Below are 16520 nucleotides of genomic sequence, written 5' to 3'. Positions count from 1 at the left end.
GCATAATTTTAATTAAAACATGAAAACCCTTAAAGTATTACTTATTGAAGACGATATGATTGAAGTGATGAAATTAAACAGAGTCATTACATCACTAAACTTATCGCACAAGATAATTGAAGCCAACAATGGAGAAGAAGCTCTAAAATTATTAGAGAAAAAAGATAATCTTCCAGATATTATTTTATTAGATTTAAATATGCCTAAAATAAATGGCATAGAATTTTTATCCATTTTGAAAGACGACGATACTCTAAAATATATTCCCACTATAATTTTAACTACTTCTAATAATGAAAGAGATTTAATAGAATGTTATAAAATAGGTATTGCAGGATATATTTTAAAACCATTAAAATATGAAGATTATGTTTCTAAAATTGAAAAATTATTATCATATTGGAGCATTAACGAACTAAAGAAAATATAATGAAAGGAATTGTATTTACAGAATTTCTAGACCTGGTAGAAGATAAGTTTGGTCTAGAAATGGTTGACAAAATAATTAACGCATCAAAATTAGAATCAGGTGGTGTTTACACATCTGTTGGTACTTACAGATTTTCTGAAATGCTTCAATTATTACAACATTTAAGCGAGAATACTGGAATTTCTATAGATGATTTACTGTTAGTCTATTCTGAACATTTTTTTAGTGTTTTAGAACAAAGTTATCCTGACCTTATGGCAACTTATAAAGACCCTATAGAAATGCTTTCTTCTATTGAAGATCATATACATATTGAGGTTAGAAAAATATACCCTGATGCAGAATTACCTACTTTTGAAATCGTTGAAAAAACGGATAACTCACTAATAATGATATATAAATCTAGTAGAGCTATGCATCATTTTGGGCTTGGTTTAATGAATAAAACATTTGAACACTTTAACTCTACAGCAACAATAGAGCTAGAAAAAATTAAAGAAGACGGAACTGAAGTTAGGTTTGTTATTAATAAAAATTAATGAGTCAGGAAGAAGTTGAAATATTAAAAAGAGCTTTAAAAAGAGAAAAAGCTGCAAGAAAAGCTGCAGAAAAAATTCTTGAAGATAAATCAAGAGTCCTATACGAAACCTCTCAAAAACTAAAAGAATCTAACGCACAGTTAGAACAACACTTAATTGAAAAATCTTCACAACTACAAGGTGTTTTTGAAAACATTGTAGATGCCTATGTAGTTATAGATCTAGAAGGTAATGTTATAAAATTTAATGATGCTGCCACAAAACTTTTTGGCTATAACATAGATGATGAACCTGTAAATGTTGTTAACCTAATTTATAGAGAAGATTATGAATATGCCATGTCTTCATTCGCAAACCTTAAAACAAAAGGGTTTTTTAAAAATTATGAAGCACGAGTTTACACAAAATCTAAACAAGTAAAATGGGTACACATTAATGCTAGTGTAATATTTGATGGGTTTAAAAAGCCTATTGGAGCCCAAGGCATTGTTAGAGATGTTACAGAGGAAAAATTACTAAAAAAACAATTAGAAGATCAAAAAAATCAACTTAGCATTATAATTAACAATTCTCCAATTGGTATTTCACTTTCAAAAAGCGACAAAAAAGGCTTGTTACTGGTAAACAATTCTTTGTGTAATATGCTTGGATATACTCCTGATGAATTTAATAAATTACAAGTTCAAGATTTAACGCATCCAGAAGATGAAGAAATATCTAAAGCTAACAGAGAAAAACTCTTTAATGGCGAAATTGATAATTTCAACTTAGAAAAAAGATATATTAAAAAAAATGGAAGCATTCTCTGGGCAAAAACAAATGTTATAGCTGTAAGAAATGATTATGGTGAAATTGATTATCAAGTAGCTACCATTGAAGATGTATCTAAAGAACGTGAAGCTAAAGAAAAGTTAATAGAGTCTGAAAACAGACTGTCTACTCTAATTTTAAATCTGGATAGTGGAATAGTTTTAGAAGATGAAAATCGAAAAATTGTGCTTGCAAATAAAAAGTTTTGCGACCTCTTTAACATAAATCATGAACCCAGTGCTTTAGTTGGTATGGATTGCAAAACTGCTTCAGAACAAAATATGATATTGTTTAAAGATCCTGAGGCCTTTATACAAAGAATGCATTTTATAGATAAGGAGAAAAAATTGGTTATTGGTGATGAGTTAGAAATGTTGGATGGAAAAATACTAGAACGCAATTACATGCCAATTTCTACCGGCGATAAATCTCAAGGATTCCTATGGACATTTACAGACGTTACCTTAAAAAGAACATACCGCAAAAGTCTTGAAGCGCAAAAGCAAAAATATTACAGCATTATAGCCAATATGAATTTGGGCTTGGTTGAAGTAAACAATCAAGATGAAATTTTAATGGTAAACCAGAGTTTTGAAGAAATATCTGGATACAAAGAAGAAGAATTAAAAGGCAGAAAAGGTGGAGAAGTTTTTCCTATTGAAGGAGGTTCTAATACTATTAAAGAAGAAAACAAAAAACGTCAAAAAGGCCAATCAAATTCTTATGAACTTAAAGTAAAAAATAAAGCTGGAGAAATTAGATACTGGCTAATAAGTGGAGCACCAAACTATAACTTAGAGGGTGAAGTAGTTGGATCTATAGGCATTCATTTAGACATTACTGAATTAAAAAGTCTTGAACTTCAAAAAGAGAGGTTACTTAAAAAACTAGAAAGAAGTAATGATGAACTTCAAGAATATGCACATATTGTTTCTCATGATTTAAAATCACCATTACGCAGTATTCATGCATTAGTAAGCTGGTTAAAAGAAGACAACAAAGGAAAGCTAGACGATATAAGTCTTCAAAACTTTGCACACATTGAAACTACTTTAGAAAAAATGGAGCAACTTATAACCGATGTATTAAATTACTCTAGCGTTGGTGCAGATACTTCAGAAAAATTAGATGTTGATTTAAATAGTTTAGTAAACGAATTAGTTAGCATATTATATATTCCAGAACATATAGAAATTAAAAGTTTAAATATTTTACCTGTTGTTAAAGGAGATAAAACCAAATTACAACAACTGTTTCAAAACCTTATTAGTAATGCTGTAAAGTTTATTGATAAAGAAGAAGGATGTATTGTAATAGATGTTGAAGAATTAAAAACACATTATAAATTTTCAATTCAAGATAATGGTATAGGTATTGATAAAAAATTCCATGATAAAATATTTAAAATATTCCATTCCCTTAATAAAAGTAAAGACTCTACTGGAATTGGATTGTCTATCGTTAAAAAAATTATCGATTTACATGAAGGCGAAATTTGGTTAGATAGTGAGCCAAACGTAGGAACTACTTTTTATTTCACTTTAAAAAAACAATAATGAAAACAGTACAGTTAAAAAAATATAAAAATCAGAATTGGCAATATGTAGGAGAAAAACAAAACTTAAATAAACCTTTGGTTTTAGTTTTTGGTAACAGATATATGCTAGAAGAAGATTCTATTTATAAAGAAATAAAAGAATTATATCCAGATGGCGAAATAGTATTTGGTTCTACATGTGCAGAAATTTCTTCTAACACAGTAAACGAAGAAAGCATTACTATTACAGCTATTGAGTTTGAAAAAAGTACATTTCAAATTAAAACAAGTAATGTTTTAAACACAGATTTAAATAGTCTTAAAACAGGAAGCGAACTTATAAGTCAATTTCCATCAGAGGGTTTAAAATATGTTTTTGTAGTATCAGAAGGTAGTTTTGTAAACGGTAGTCAACTTACAAAAGGAATGAGTACATCAACTCAAGATAACTTACTAATTACCGGAGGGTTATGTGGTGATGATGCACGTTTCGAAAAAACGCTTGCATCCTACAATGAAAATCCAAAAGAAGGCGAAATAGTCGCTATTGGTTTTTATGGAGAAACATTAGAAATCTCGTTTTCAATTCATGGTGGTTGGACGCCTTTTGGTCCAGAACGTGTTGTAACAAAATCTAAAGACAATATACTTTACGAGTTAGATGGCAAACCTGCTTTAGATTTATATAAAACATATTTAGGAGATAAAGCTAAAGACTTACCAGGAGCTGCATTATTATATCCTTTAAATGTAAAATCATTGGATGAAAAACAATCTATAGTAAGATCTATTTTAAATATAAATGAAGAGGATAATGCAGTGATTTTAGCTGGAGATATACCAGAAAACTCCAAGGTACAACTCATGATGACTAATGTGGATAATATTGCAAATGCATCAGAAAGAGCTGCAAAACAGGCTTTAGAATTTAGAAAAAACAAGCCCGAAATTGCATTATTAGTAAGTTGTATAGGTAGAAAACTAGTGCTAGACCAACGTGTAGAAGAAGAAATTGAAGAGGTTATAGAAGTTTTGGGTAATGGCACTGTTACCTGTGGTTTTTATTCTTATGGAGAAATTGCTCCTTTTCATGGAGAAACAAATTGTCAATTACACAACCAAACTATGACTATAACGCTAATGAGCGAATAATGAATTCATTACTAAAACGTCAAATACGAAAATATCTATCTGAGGACTTAGCAAACAGCAAAGACTTAGAAGCATTTTTAGATGCTGTAAATAGATCTTACGAGAATTATGACGAGCAATTTATTATGATTCAAAGGTCTATGGCAATAAGCTCAGAGGAACTTTCTGTTGCTAATGAGCAACTAAAAGAAGAAGCAAAAGCGCAACAAGAAGTTATAGATAAATTAAGACGCGTACTAGACACACTTAAGTTTTACAATTTGCCTGAAAACTTATCAATAGATAATTTAGATTTAGATGGTTTAAAATTAATTGAATTTATAGACAATCAAACTAAAGAAATTATTGAGATAAATAAACAAAGAGAAACTTTATTATCAGAATTAGCACATCAAAACCAAGAGTTAAGTGATTATGCACATATGGTGTCTCATGATTTAAAATCGCCCTTACGTAGCATAGATACGTTAACAGCTTGGTTAAAAGAAGACTATCAAGATGCCTTTGATACAAATGGAAAAAACACCTTGAATCTAATAAGAAACAATGTTGAAAAAATGGATACCTTAATTAAAGGTATTTTAGAGTATTCCACTATTGGAAAAAACCAAGTAGAGGTCTATGATGTAGACCTTAATATTTTAATTGAAGATATAGAAAAAATACTTCATATCCCCGATCATATTACATTAACAAAATCAAATCTACCAATTGTAAAAGGTGATAAATATAGATTACAACAATTGTTTCAAAACCTTATTGGAAATGCCATTAATTATAATGATAAAGCTAATGGAGTGATTGAAATTGGTGTAGAAGACAAAAAAAAGTATTGGCAATTTTATATAAAAGATAATGGCAAAGGTATTGAAGAAGTATATTTTGATAAAATATTCAAAACCTTTGAAAAATTGGAAAACAATCCAAAATCTACTGGTATTGGCTTATCAATAGTTAAAAAGATTATTGATTTATATGAAGGAAAAATTTGGTTAACTTCAAAAATAAATGAAGGCACTACCTTTTATTTCACCTTAAAAAAAGACCCAAATGGAACAACCTAACCTTTCATACATTCATAGTATGTCTGGAGGCGACAAAGCCTTTGAAGAAAAACTAATTGGCATTATTAAAAATGAATTTCCTCAGGAAAAAGAAGTGTATTATAAAAACCTAAAAGATAGCAATTTTAAGTTGGCAGCAGAAAATGTACACAAACTTAAACATAAAATTAGTATTTTAGGCCTCACAGAAAGTTATGAGATTGCAGTAGCGTTCGAGAACAACCTTTTAGAAGGTAATACTAAATTACAAGAAGAATTCGAATCTATTTTAAAAATCATAACTAATTATTTACAAAAGTTATAATTAGCAAAGGATGAATTGTATTATTATTGATGATGAAGCCACAGCTAGAGCTATCATAAATCAGTTATGCTCTAATGTTTCGAGTTTAAATGTTTTAGAAGAATTTCCTAATGCAATGCAAGCCATAAAATATTTAAATCAAAACGAAATTGATTTAATTTTTTTAGATATTCATATGCCAGATTTTACTGGTTTCGATTTTATTGAAACCTTAAAAAATCCCCCAAAAATAATCTTAACAACATCCGATCCTAATTTTGCCATTCAAGCATTTGAGTATGATTGTATTGTAGATTATTTAGTAAAACCTATTACACAAGAGCGTTTTCAAAAAGGGATTGACAAAGCAAAAGCTAAACAAGACGCACCTACAAAATCCGTTTCACAAACAGAAAAAGTAGAAACTACTTCTGGTAACGATCTATACGTTAATATTGATAGACGTCTTATAAAAATAGATATTCCTAGTATTTATCTTATTGAAGCTAAAGGAGATTACATACAAGTAAAAACAGAAAACAAAAACTACACAGTGCACTCTACATTAAAGAAAATTGAAGACAAATTACCAGACTCTTTATTCTTAAAAGTACATCGTTCTTACATCATTAATGTACAGAAAATAATTGATATTGAAGATAATAGCGTACTTATAAAAAAAGACGTTATCCCCGTAAGTCGTTCTAATAGACCAGAATTAATGAAGCGATTAAACTTACTTTAAATAAGTTTTAAAAATAGATTTAAGTACAAGCAAAAGAGAAATCTTTTGCTTTTTGTGTTTAATTAAGTACCCATTTTAATTATCTATAAATATTTACCATTCATCTACACTTAAAAATAGTCTAGTCGAAAAATATTAAAAACGAGTAACGTTCAAAATAGTTTTGTCATGAAATTAAACCAAATCTCATGAAAAAATTATTATTACTTGTTCTTATAATCATATTAAATATTTCTTTTACGTCTTGTTCAATTGAGAATGATGATTTGCAGGTTCCAGACCTATATCATTCTGAAAATATAAAAGTGGTATATTCTGAAATTGATTATGAAATTGCAGAATTAATAAACGCTTATAGAGCTTCAAAAGAACTACTACCACTAAATATTCTTAATCAGGCATCAAAAGAAGCCATCACACATAATGTGTATATGGTTGAGCAAGGAGAAGCTAGTCATGACTTTTTCTACCTCAGGTCTGAAAATTTAAAAAATGAGGTTAATGCAAAAAGGGTTTCAGAAAATGTAGGTTACGGGTATTCTTCTGCTCAAGCTATTGTAAATGCATGGTTAAAAAGTGATGAACATAGAAAAAACATTGAAAACCCTGAGTTTACAGATATAGGAATTTCAACCAAAAAAGACGAAAATGGTAGAAATTATTTTACAAATATTTTCGTAAATAGGTAATTATTAAAAATTGCTCATCTACACAAATCTACCTTTCATCTACACATAAATTATACTTAACGAATTAAAAAATAACAGGATAACATCTCTAATAAATTTGTCTTAAATAATTAAAAATATTATGAAAAAAATATTACTCTTTATAACAATCTTACTAAGCTTTACTTTTATAGCTAGAGCTCAATCGGGATCGATTTCAAATTTTTCATTTTCTTCCAATCCAATAAAAATTGGAGAAACATTAAATTTCTCATTAGATTATACAAGTAATGTAGATGCTCAATTCTCAATAGCTTTATTAAAAACCAAAAATAGTGCTTCAGAGATTGATTGGAATTCAGGTTTGCATTGGCAAAATGTAAATGTGCCAGCATCTGGAACGCCAACAAACTACACAGGCGAAATTCATTTATCTGGTTTTAACCAAAGTAGTGCAGATATTGCACCAGAAATTTATTTTGTAAGAGTACAATTAAATGACAGAAATACTGGAAATGGTCTAGCTGCAATAGGAAATTACGGCTTTAATTCTGAAAATATAATTGATATTTTACCTACTTCAGATGTATTTAATTATAACTATTTAGGAGCTTACGATGCAGATGGTAAACCATTGTATCTAGAACCTGTTGGAGATGTTATTTCTGCTTCAGATTTAGAAACTATTAGCAGTTCGCTTCCAGAAAGCTATCCAGTACCAGAATACAATCCACATTATATAGCAGCAGGTTACGATACAGATTTATCTATACAACAAGAAACAGATGTTTGGGTTACTTTTATAAGTGAAGGTGCAGGATATACAAATGTATTAGGATATTATACATACGACTTAAACAATCCCCCAACTACTAAACCAGCACAAGAAGATATAACAATTATTTTTCCTAATGCATCAGAATTAGGTGCTGGTGGAGCACTACAACCTGGTGATAAAGTAAATATTGGGCGCTTTCCTGCTGGAACAGGTATTGGCTGGGTTTTATTAGCCAATGCTTGGAATGGAGAAACTGTTGCTCATGATATATGGAATGTTTATTCAAATCCATATTTTAATCCAGAAAGTGATGCAGATTTAAGACACCATAGTGTTTTACTTACTGACGAAGGAAATGATCGTTTAATTTTAGGTTTTGAAGACGTAAGAAGAGATTTAGATTGGTGCGATAACGATTTTAATGATGCCGTATTTTTTATTACAACAAATCCATACCAAGCTTTAAAAACTAACAATTATCCAGATGTAACTAGTGCAGCTACAGTTACCTCAGCCAACAATGGCGGATTGGAAAGTAATGGTAATTTAGCAGGATTAATTGCTAAGCGTAATTTTAAACGTAAAACGTCTGGAAAAATAGCAGACAAGAAAAGCTTTCAAAAGGCATATGCCAAAGGTAAATCTAGAAAAGGTGGACCAACAAATTCTTTAGAAAACTATTTACCAGATACTGGTATGTATGGTACAGAAACTGCATACGTATCTAGTCCGGAAGATTTATTAGGCATTACCAATGCATCAGAAGTATTTTCAGTAGATATTTATCAAAACGAAAACCGTGTATCTGCTGCTCTAGCAACAAAAACTGAAGGTTCTATTTACGATCACTCTAAAGCAATTTGCGACCGATTAAACAACTCTAGTTTAGAAGATGTTAGAACGGTTACTGTTAGAGGTCATAATATCATAAGTTCTAAAATCAAAAGAGCAACTGGAGAATTAGAATTTACTTTAAGCTTCTCTATAAAACTAGGTACAACTAGTAACGAATTATTAAGTTTTTGGAATATAGCACAATACCCAGAAGGCGATTATAACAACTATCAAATTTGGGGAAACTCATTCTCTCAAGTATTTGCAATTGCAAATCATATTATAGATACATACGCTTCAGAAAAAGCTTTAACAAGCAAAGAAGTTAACGACAAAATCCCTGCTGTTTTTGTTAAATCTGGTTATTATTCTAATGGACAAATTCATTTAAATATTGTAAACAAAGTAGCCGCAAGCAGTATGACATTTAATGGTAGCGTTGCAGAAACCGAAGTTTCAACAAACCGTTTAGATATACAACAAAATATTACATTAAATGGAGACTATAATGAAACCGTAAGTATTGCTACAGGTACTTTATTTGATATTGGTTTTTCTCTTTCAACTAGCTTTTCTGCACAACAAGACGCATTGTATTTGGCAGATGGACCATGGGGAATAGATTATTTATCAGAATATGCTACAATAGATGTATTTAATGTAAATAACCAAGCTATAGATTACAATGATGATGTACATGAAGTTGAAAGACAACCAACTGTATCTGGAGAAGTTAAAGGCAATATAAACTTATTTAGACATTTATTACCTGGCGATTTAACCTTAGATGTATCAGATTACGATGCTATAAAATTTAACATGTTCAACAATCAAGCGATAGAAGTTATATTAATGCCAGAAGAATTAACCGATTGGAATAACCGTTTACGATATACTATTCCTGCGAATGAAACTGAGACATTACACAACATTTCGTTTTCAGACTTTAAAGATGCTAACGGACACTCTGCAGATATAAACAATATTAAAACCGTAGTGTTCTCTGTAATTGGCGATTATTCAAATTACAAATCATTTAATCTAGCTATTAATAGTTTAGCTTTTGTAAATCAATCGTTTTTAAGTGTTGAAGATGTAGCTATAGATAAAACAAGCTTAACAAATTATCCAAACCCATTTAAAACAAATACAATAATAAAGTTAGTTAACCCTTCTAGTTATATTGATATTGTAGTATACGATATGTTAGGTAGAACTGTAGATATGCAACACATTGTTACTAATAGTAAAAAAGCTAGTTACAATGCTCCAAATCTATCAAAAGGAATATATAAATATAAATTGGTTAACGATTTAAAACAGGTTAACACAGGGACTTTTCTAGTAGAATGATTAATAGCAACTAATTTCTATTGGATAGGGCAAAAAACTTTCGTTTTTTGCCTTTTTTTGTTACACAAGAAATTAATAAACTGACACTTATACCATAAAATTCCATTCATCTAAAGCAACTCGTTATTCAACTAACTAAAAGCTTTATTCACATAATAATTCTAGCATAACTACTTCTTTACACTAAATTTGAAGTATCAATAAGATGGTTTTTTATTGAAAGGTTAAATTTGGTTAGTTCTAAAAAAGCAGAAGAGAAATCTTTTGCTTTTTTGTTTAATTACACTATTAAAAGTATTGTTTTTTCACCTTCAAATCCATTCGTCTACAGTATTAAGTTATTCAACTATCACAAGTGTTCATTCGTATAAAAATTAAAAAACAGCTTGCATTTTAATTTAAATTTGAAGTATCAATAAGTAATCTTTTTTTTTAAAAGGATTAAATTTGGTTAGGGACTTTTAAAAAGGCAAAAGAGAAATCTTTTGCCTTTTTTGTTATTTAATTGTATTATATTTCAAGTATTAATTACTAAGTTTATGTTCTTATACCTTAGTTACCCAACATTTGAAAACCGTCACGAAAAAGAACCTCGAATTGAATCTAAGAGAAGCCACTTCTTCCCTATTAGAAATGGCAAGAAATTCTTGTTGGAATAAAATTTCAGATAATACGAGTTACATAATTTCGGAAATAATAAATGACGAGCTGAATTTTTTTGACAAACGAATTGAACGTAAAAAAGCAAACGAAAAGAAAAAACCAAAATCGCTTGAGCAAATAACGGATGAATTAAAAGACATTTACGAAAATTTGTACGATATAAACTTGTACATATATAAAAGCAAAAAGGAAAGTACAATAATTGAAATTCAATACTATCCGAAATCATCACTTGAATCTGACTTTTATGAAACTGTAAAAGAAAATAATCCAATGTTACATTTTAAAATTGGACTTCCGCATTATCGGAAAAATGACAACGAAAAATTTGACGTGAATTGGGAATTAGGTGGAATTCGCCACAAATGGAATAGTTTTTTGGGTAAAATACGATTCAAGATTTATGAATATAAATATCAGAAAAAGAAAAGTTTGCGGAATAAAAACGTTGGGTAACAACGTGTATAATTAATTGCTTTGGTCGTTGTTTATTTTGAAAATTCCTTCGGAATTTTCTTGCGTTCGTTTTTGTTCACTAAATTAGTTGCTCAAACACGCAACGAGCCATACACAAAACCGTTGTACACAATACGAAAAATGAAAATTGGAACTAAAATATTAATACTATTTCTGACTTTGAATTTGATTTCTTGCAAAGGTTCTGCGCAAGAAACTGAAACAAAAAAACCTATTCCCGAATTTGACTTCTCAACTATTGAAAAGTTCAGAGAAACGAAACTTAAAGGTCAAATAATAAACGATTATGATAGTATTTTCAGTCCTTCAGAGAGGAAAGAACTATCGGATATTATTTATGACTATAACATTGAAACAACTCGACAAATAGTTGTAGTGACAATTGATAGAATTTCACCTTATTCGGATATTCAAAAATTTGCGACTGATTTAAGCAATTATTGGGGAGTTGGAGACACAGAAAAAAATAATGGTCTGACAATTATTATGTGCAATCCTTGTAGAAAAATCGGAATTGCAACTGGAACTGGAAACGAACTGATTTTGACAAACGAAATCTGTAAAAAAGTAATTGACCAAACCATAATTCCTGAATTTAAAAATGGAAACTTTTATGACGGAATTAAAAATGGAGTGGCTGAATTAATTGAAAAATGGAAATAAAAGTACTGTGTGCAACAACGTGTATAATTAATTGCTTTGGTAAGTGCTTATTTGGAAAATTCCTTCGGAATTTTATCGCGTTCGTTTTTGTTTACTAAATTAGTTACTGAAACACGCAATTAACCATATACAAACCGTTAGCTTTAAGATAAAAAACTAACCAAAATTATAATATGGAAGAAACTACTTTGACCGAAAATGCATTTGAGGAATTTGAAAATATAAAAAAAGAAGAAGAAAACTTCTACCATGGTGGATTAAAATATTCTGTTGGATTTTTATGTTTTTTGGATTAATGTCTTTCGTTTGTCTAATTCTAGGATTAACGAATATTAAACCTGCACTTGCATTCTACGGGTTTGAAACTAATGAACCTTTTTCTTTAAATGGATTAATTGTGATTTCTGTTGGAATTTTCAAAGGAATTGTTGCTTTTGCACTTTGGTTTGAGAAAGATTACGCAATAAAAATTGGAAAAATAGATGCGATAGTAGGAATTATTCTTTGTATCATCTCTATGCTAGTTCTACCCTTTATTCAAGACGGATTTACCATTACAATTAGATTAGAATTAGCATTATTAATTCCCTTTTTAATTAAACTGAATAGGATTGAAAAAGAATGGGAATCAATAAACTGAAAAAAGTACTCTTTTCAACAAATTTATAATGCTAAAGATTAGAACAAATACCTAAGCAACTAATAGCTTTATATAAATACTATTCCCTAAAAATAGGCTTATCAAATAAATACCATTTAAAACGCAAACCTATTTCATTAAATGTAAAACCAGCAGCTGTAGCAGAGGCAATATTACTTCGCGTACCGTAAATATTAATCAAAGTACGTTCTGTAAATTTATACCCTAATTTACCTTGTATACGATATGTGCTTTGGCTACTATCATCTTCAATATATTGCAAACCAGTAGCTGCAGTTAGTTCGTAAAACCATTCTTTTGGTTTTGTAATAACCTCATCTTTAATTAGGTTAACAAACACTTCTCCTGCATTGAATGTTTCTGGACTAAAGTATATAGTTGGCACTTGGTTTTTAAAGGTAATATATTGATAGTTTAATCCTGCTTTTAGCGAGGGTTTGCTAAGTATGTTGTAGTATAACGAAGTAAATAAAAGGTTTCTAGCATTATCGTCGTTTTGCCAAGTATAAAAGTATTGGGTAAACCAACCTAAGTTAAAGTTAGTGCTTAGGCTATAATTAGCATAAAGGTTATTCATTACAATTTCCCGATCTAATAATTCGGCATTAAAGCTTTGTATTTCGCTTTTATAGCCGATATCTAAAACCTGTAACTTAAAAGGCTTTATTTTAAATCCAATATCGGTTACCAATTGTGTGTAATCATTTGTATTAGCTTTTGCTGAGGTTACACCTGCTGTTCCTTTAAAAGTAATATTTGGAAAAAGCTGGTAAGCTAATCCAAGTGAAAAATCGTTTGATGTAGCATCATTATTCGTAACTTTATTATTAGTAGTTCTGTAACCATAACTTGCTAACCATTTAAACTTCATTGAAGTTGGAAACTCTATATTGGTTTGTACTGCAAAGGCTTTATTATCTCCATTATCAAAAGAATATGAAGTTTTTGTTTCCCAAAATGGTGTAAAACTAGTATTAAGATCTTTAATGAAATTGGTGGCGTCTTTTTGGTTATCATAAAACTTTAACGTGTTTTCTGCAGATGTATAAGCGCCATCATATTTGCCAATAGCTTTTAGCGCATTGGCTTTTCCTAAATTACCATCAAAAGAGCTGCTATCGTTAACTAAAATACGGTTGTAATCGGCAACACTCTTTTTAAAATCGCTTTTGTAAATATTTAATGTGGCTCGTAAAGCCAATAACCAATTTTCGTTAGGTTTGGTTTCCATTAAATTGGAAATTAGTGTTTTTGCTGTTTTAAATTTCTTATTCCAAATTAGAGCTTGAATATATCGTTCTGTTGTAGGTTTAACCATTTCTGGATTAGTATTAGCTCCTAAACTATTAAAAGCTTGTTGACTAAGACTTAAGGCATCTTTTTCTTTTCCTTTTAAATGAGAAACTAAAGACAGACCGTTTAAAGCAATAATTTTGTTTTCTGGGTTTTCTGCTAAAATATCATAAGTTGCTTTCGCATCTTCAAATCTACTTGCAATCAAATAAAGATTAGCCAAATTTAATAGTGTATCCTTATCATTATTAAAAAGCTTCAAGTTTTCTTTTAAAAGTGATTCGGCCTCATTGTATTGTTGTGCTTGTTGCTTTTGGTAAGCGTAACCTAAATACATATACTTTTTTGAGGTTAATGCATTTGGGTTTCCTGGTAAAACCTCTAAAGCTTTATTAACATAAAGTAACGCATCTTCATATTCCTTTAAATTAGATAAGGTATTGGCATAACTTAATAATGCAGGAAAACTTTTGGGATCTTCATCTATCAAGCCTTTAAAATAGGTTTTAGCTTTTGGGAAGTTGCTATTCCATAATAACGATTCGCCATAATTTAGTTTTACTTCAAAATCAGAAGGATAATCTGCTAACAGATTAGTAAAAAGTGTATTTGCTTGTTCTGGTTTTCCATTTAATCCTATGGCACGCCCATAACATAAACGTGCAGTTTTATTTTCTGGGTAATCTTTTAATATGGTTTTAAAAAAAGATTCAGCTTGTTCATACTTACCTATTTCTAAGTAAGTAAAACCTTCTTGCATGTCTTGTGTGTAGGCAAATGCTATTGTAAAAAGTAATATTGAAGTAATTAAATTTTTAATGTTCATGACTTGGTTTTTATGATACTGCAAGTTAAGACCAAAAGTAGCTTCATTCATCTACAGCAAAGTGCCATTCACCGAAATTTGACTACCAACCATTGATTCTTGAAAGATATTTGCGTCAGAAATCTAAAACAATATTAATTAAAAAATAAAGATTATGTCACTTTCAATTAAACAACAAGGCAAAATATTTTTAATAAAAGGATCTATTAATGAAACTACTATTAAACAATTTAAAAACCATTTAGAGTTTTTACTTCTTTTTAGTAAATCATTAACTATAAATATTGATGGTGTTAAATTAATTGATAGAAGCGGCATGAAAGTTTTAAAAGAACTAAATGCTATTTCATTAATGTACAAGAAAAAATTTGAAATTATTGGTTATGGCTGTAAAGACATCTATGATGAGCTATACAATCATGCAGCATAATTAGTTAAAACCATTAGCAACAAATAAAAGTCATGCAAATCTTAACCACTTTAAAATCGAAAAAAATATCTCCAGAACAACTATTTATGCTAAGTGTATTGGTTGTAAATGGTGGTAATTACTTATACAACCTTATTCTTGGAAGAATATTAGGTCCGGCTCAATTTGCAGATGCGGCAGTATTAATAACCTTTTTATTAGTACTTTCTTTTGTGGCAATGACTTTTCAACTGGTAACTGCAAAGTTTTCAGTCATTTTTGAAAACAACTTGTTTAACAGTTTTATTTCGAAAACTTATAAAAACGCTACTGTAGTTGGTATAATATTGGGCGTTTTAATAATAGTTTTTGCTACTCAACTACAACAAGTTTTTAATACATCATCCTCAAGCATGTTTACCATTTTTGGTATTGGCGTGCCTTTATACTTTTTAATGAGTGTAAACAGAGGTGTATTTCAAGGAAAAAAAGAATTTAAATCTTTATCAATAACATATCAAGCAGAAATGCTAAGCAGATTAATCATCACTCTTGGGTTAATCTTTTTGCTTAACATTCAGTCTTCAGTGGTTATCGCAATCGGAATTTTAATCTCTTTCGGATTTGGATTAGTTCCTTTTAGGTTTAAAAACTTAAATTTTAAATCTCCTTTTGTTTTAGAAGCAAAACACTCAAAACAGGTGCGCCGATTTTTTATAATCACTGCGTTTTATGAGTTAACTCAAATTATAATTAATAATAGTGATATCTTATTGGTTAAGCACTATTTTGAATCTTATGATGCTGGTTTATATGCATCATTAGCCTTAATTGGTAGAATTGTTTACTTTATTGCTTGGATGTTTGTAATGCTACTTTTACCAACAGTAGTTCAGCTAAAAAAAGAAGGTAAAGAAACAGCTCCTATTCTATTTAAGTATGTTGGATATATTGCTGGAATTGCAACTGTAATAATTATTGGTTGTGTGTTATTCCCAAAGACAGCAATTACAATTTTATTTGGAGACAGCTATTTAGCAATGGCTCCATTATTATGGAAGTATGCTTTAGCAACAGGCCTATTTGCAATTTCTAACATTTTTGCATATTACTATTTATCCTTAGATAAGTATGTTCCTGTAGTAATTTCTGGCTTGTTTGGTATGCTTCAAATGGGATTAGTTATTTTTTACCATGATAGTTTAGAGCAAGTAGTACATATGCAAATTATAGCTATGTTTTTGCTTCTAGTTATCCAGGTATTGTTTTTCATTTTTAACAATAAAACTAACAAAAAACAACTTTTGGTAAATAGCTAAATCTAAAGTTTTGTTC

At 29.6% G+C, this 16520-nt stretch carries 16 protein-coding genes; 15 read left to right on the top strand and 1 reads right to left on the bottom strand.

Annotated features, from left to right (window positions below; genetic code table 11):
• Positions 1-19 precede the first annotated feature (19 nt).
• The 13 genes from MBM09_RS05060 (at position 20) to MBM09_RS05005 (ending at position 12636) form a co-directional block, all read left to right on the top strand.
• Entirely contained in the window at positions 20-430 is a 411-nt protein-coding gene (locus tag MBM09_RS05060) for a response regulator (protein ID WP_238675760.1), read from the top strand.
• Positions 430-969 (top strand): heme NO-binding domain-containing protein, encoded by a 540-nt coding sequence (locus MBM09_RS05055; RefSeq protein WP_238675759.1) that lies wholly within the window; start codon positions 430-432, stop codon positions 967-969. The genes MBM09_RS05060 and MBM09_RS05055 overlap by 1 nt, the downstream gene beginning before the upstream one ends.
• Positions 969-3335, top strand: a complete 2367-nt coding sequence (locus tag MBM09_RS05050) for a PAS domain-containing sensor histidine kinase (RefSeq protein WP_238675758.1) — start codon at positions 969-971, stop codon at positions 3333-3335. The genes MBM09_RS05055 and MBM09_RS05050 overlap by 1 nt, the downstream gene beginning before the upstream one ends.
• Positions 3335-4468 (top strand): FIST signal transduction protein, encoded by a 1134-nt coding sequence (locus MBM09_RS05045; protein ID WP_238675757.1) that lies wholly within the window; start codon positions 3335-3337, stop codon positions 4466-4468. The genes MBM09_RS05050 and MBM09_RS05045 overlap by 1 nt, the downstream gene beginning before the upstream one ends.
• The gene (locus tag MBM09_RS05040; RefSeq protein WP_238675756.1) at positions 4468-5532 is read left to right on the top strand and encodes an ATP-binding protein; all 1065 of its coding nucleotides are present in this window, start codon (positions 4468-4470) and stop codon (positions 5530-5532) included. Before MBM09_RS05045 ends, MBM09_RS05040 begins: the two co-directional genes overlap by 1 nt.
• A complete protein-coding gene (locus MBM09_RS05035) occupies positions 5519-5836 on the top strand; it encodes an Hpt domain-containing protein (RefSeq protein ID WP_238675755.1) in 318 nt (105 codons plus the stop codon). Before MBM09_RS05040 ends, MBM09_RS05035 begins: the two co-directional genes overlap by 14 nt.
• A 10-nt stretch (positions 5837-5846) precedes the next feature.
• Complete coding sequence (locus tag MBM09_RS05030) at positions 5847-6560, top strand: LytTR family DNA-binding domain-containing protein (protein WP_238675754.1); 714 nt, start codon at positions 5847-5849, stop codon at positions 6558-6560.
• Positions 6561-6748: 188 nt separating this feature from the next.
• Positions 6749-7249: a CAP domain-containing protein gene (locus tag MBM09_RS05025; protein ID WP_238675753.1), complete on the top strand. Its 501-nt coding sequence runs from the start codon at positions 6749-6751 to the stop codon at positions 7247-7249.
• Positions 7250-7370: 121 nt separating this feature from the next.
• Entirely contained in the window at positions 7371-10193 is a 2823-nt protein-coding gene (locus MBM09_RS05020) for a DUF4114 domain-containing protein (protein WP_238675752.1), read from the top strand.
• A gap of 597 nt (positions 10194-10790) precedes the next feature.
• Positions 10791-11312, top strand: a complete 522-nt coding sequence (locus MBM09_RS05015; protein WP_238675751.1) for a hypothetical protein — start codon at positions 10791-10793, stop codon at positions 11310-11312.
• A gap of 141 nt (positions 11313-11453) precedes the next feature.
• Positions 11454-11996, top strand: a complete 543-nt coding sequence (locus MBM09_RS05010) for a YgcG family protein (protein WP_238675750.1) — start codon at positions 11454-11456, stop codon at positions 11994-11996.
• Between the two features lie 173 nt (positions 11997-12169).
• Entirely contained in the window at positions 12170-12292 is a 123-nt protein-coding gene (locus tag MBM09_RS15910; RefSeq protein WP_256444206.1) for a hypothetical protein, read from the top strand.
• A complete protein-coding gene (locus MBM09_RS05005) occupies positions 12292-12636 on the top strand; it encodes a hypothetical protein (protein WP_238675749.1) in 345 nt (114 codons plus the stop codon). The genes MBM09_RS15910 and MBM09_RS05005 overlap by 1 nt, the downstream gene beginning before the upstream one ends.
• Positions 12637-12715: 79 nt before the next feature.
• Here MBM09_RS05005 and MBM09_RS05000 read toward each other — a convergent pair whose 3' ends face one another.
• On the bottom strand, positions 12716-14776 hold the full coding sequence (locus tag MBM09_RS05000; protein WP_238675748.1) for a tetratricopeptide repeat protein: 2061 nt from the start codon (positions 14774-14776) through the stop codon (positions 12716-12718).
• Positions 14777-14930: 154 nt separating this feature from the next.
• Here MBM09_RS05000 and MBM09_RS04995 point away from each other — a divergent pair, with 154 nt between their 5' ends.
• Both MBM09_RS04995 and MBM09_RS04990 read left to right on the top strand, forming a co-directional pair.
• Positions 14931-15206, top strand: coding sequence for an STAS domain-containing protein (locus tag MBM09_RS04995; protein WP_238675747.1), 276 nt, complete (start codon positions 14931-14933; stop codon positions 15204-15206).
• 32 nt (positions 15207-15238) lie between these two features.
• On the top strand, positions 15239-16504 hold the full coding sequence (locus MBM09_RS04990) for an oligosaccharide flippase family protein (RefSeq protein WP_238675746.1): 1266 nt from the start codon (positions 15239-15241) through the stop codon (positions 16502-16504).
• The last annotated feature ends 16 nt before the right edge of the window (positions 16505-16520 follow it).

Origin of the sequence: Flaviramulus sp. BrNp1-15, assembly GCF_022259695.1 — a bacterium.
Lineage (GTDB): Bacteria > Bacteroidota > Bacteroidia > Flavobacteriales > Flavobacteriaceae > BrNp1-15.
This window is presented reverse-complemented; position numbering and strand designations above follow the sequence as displayed.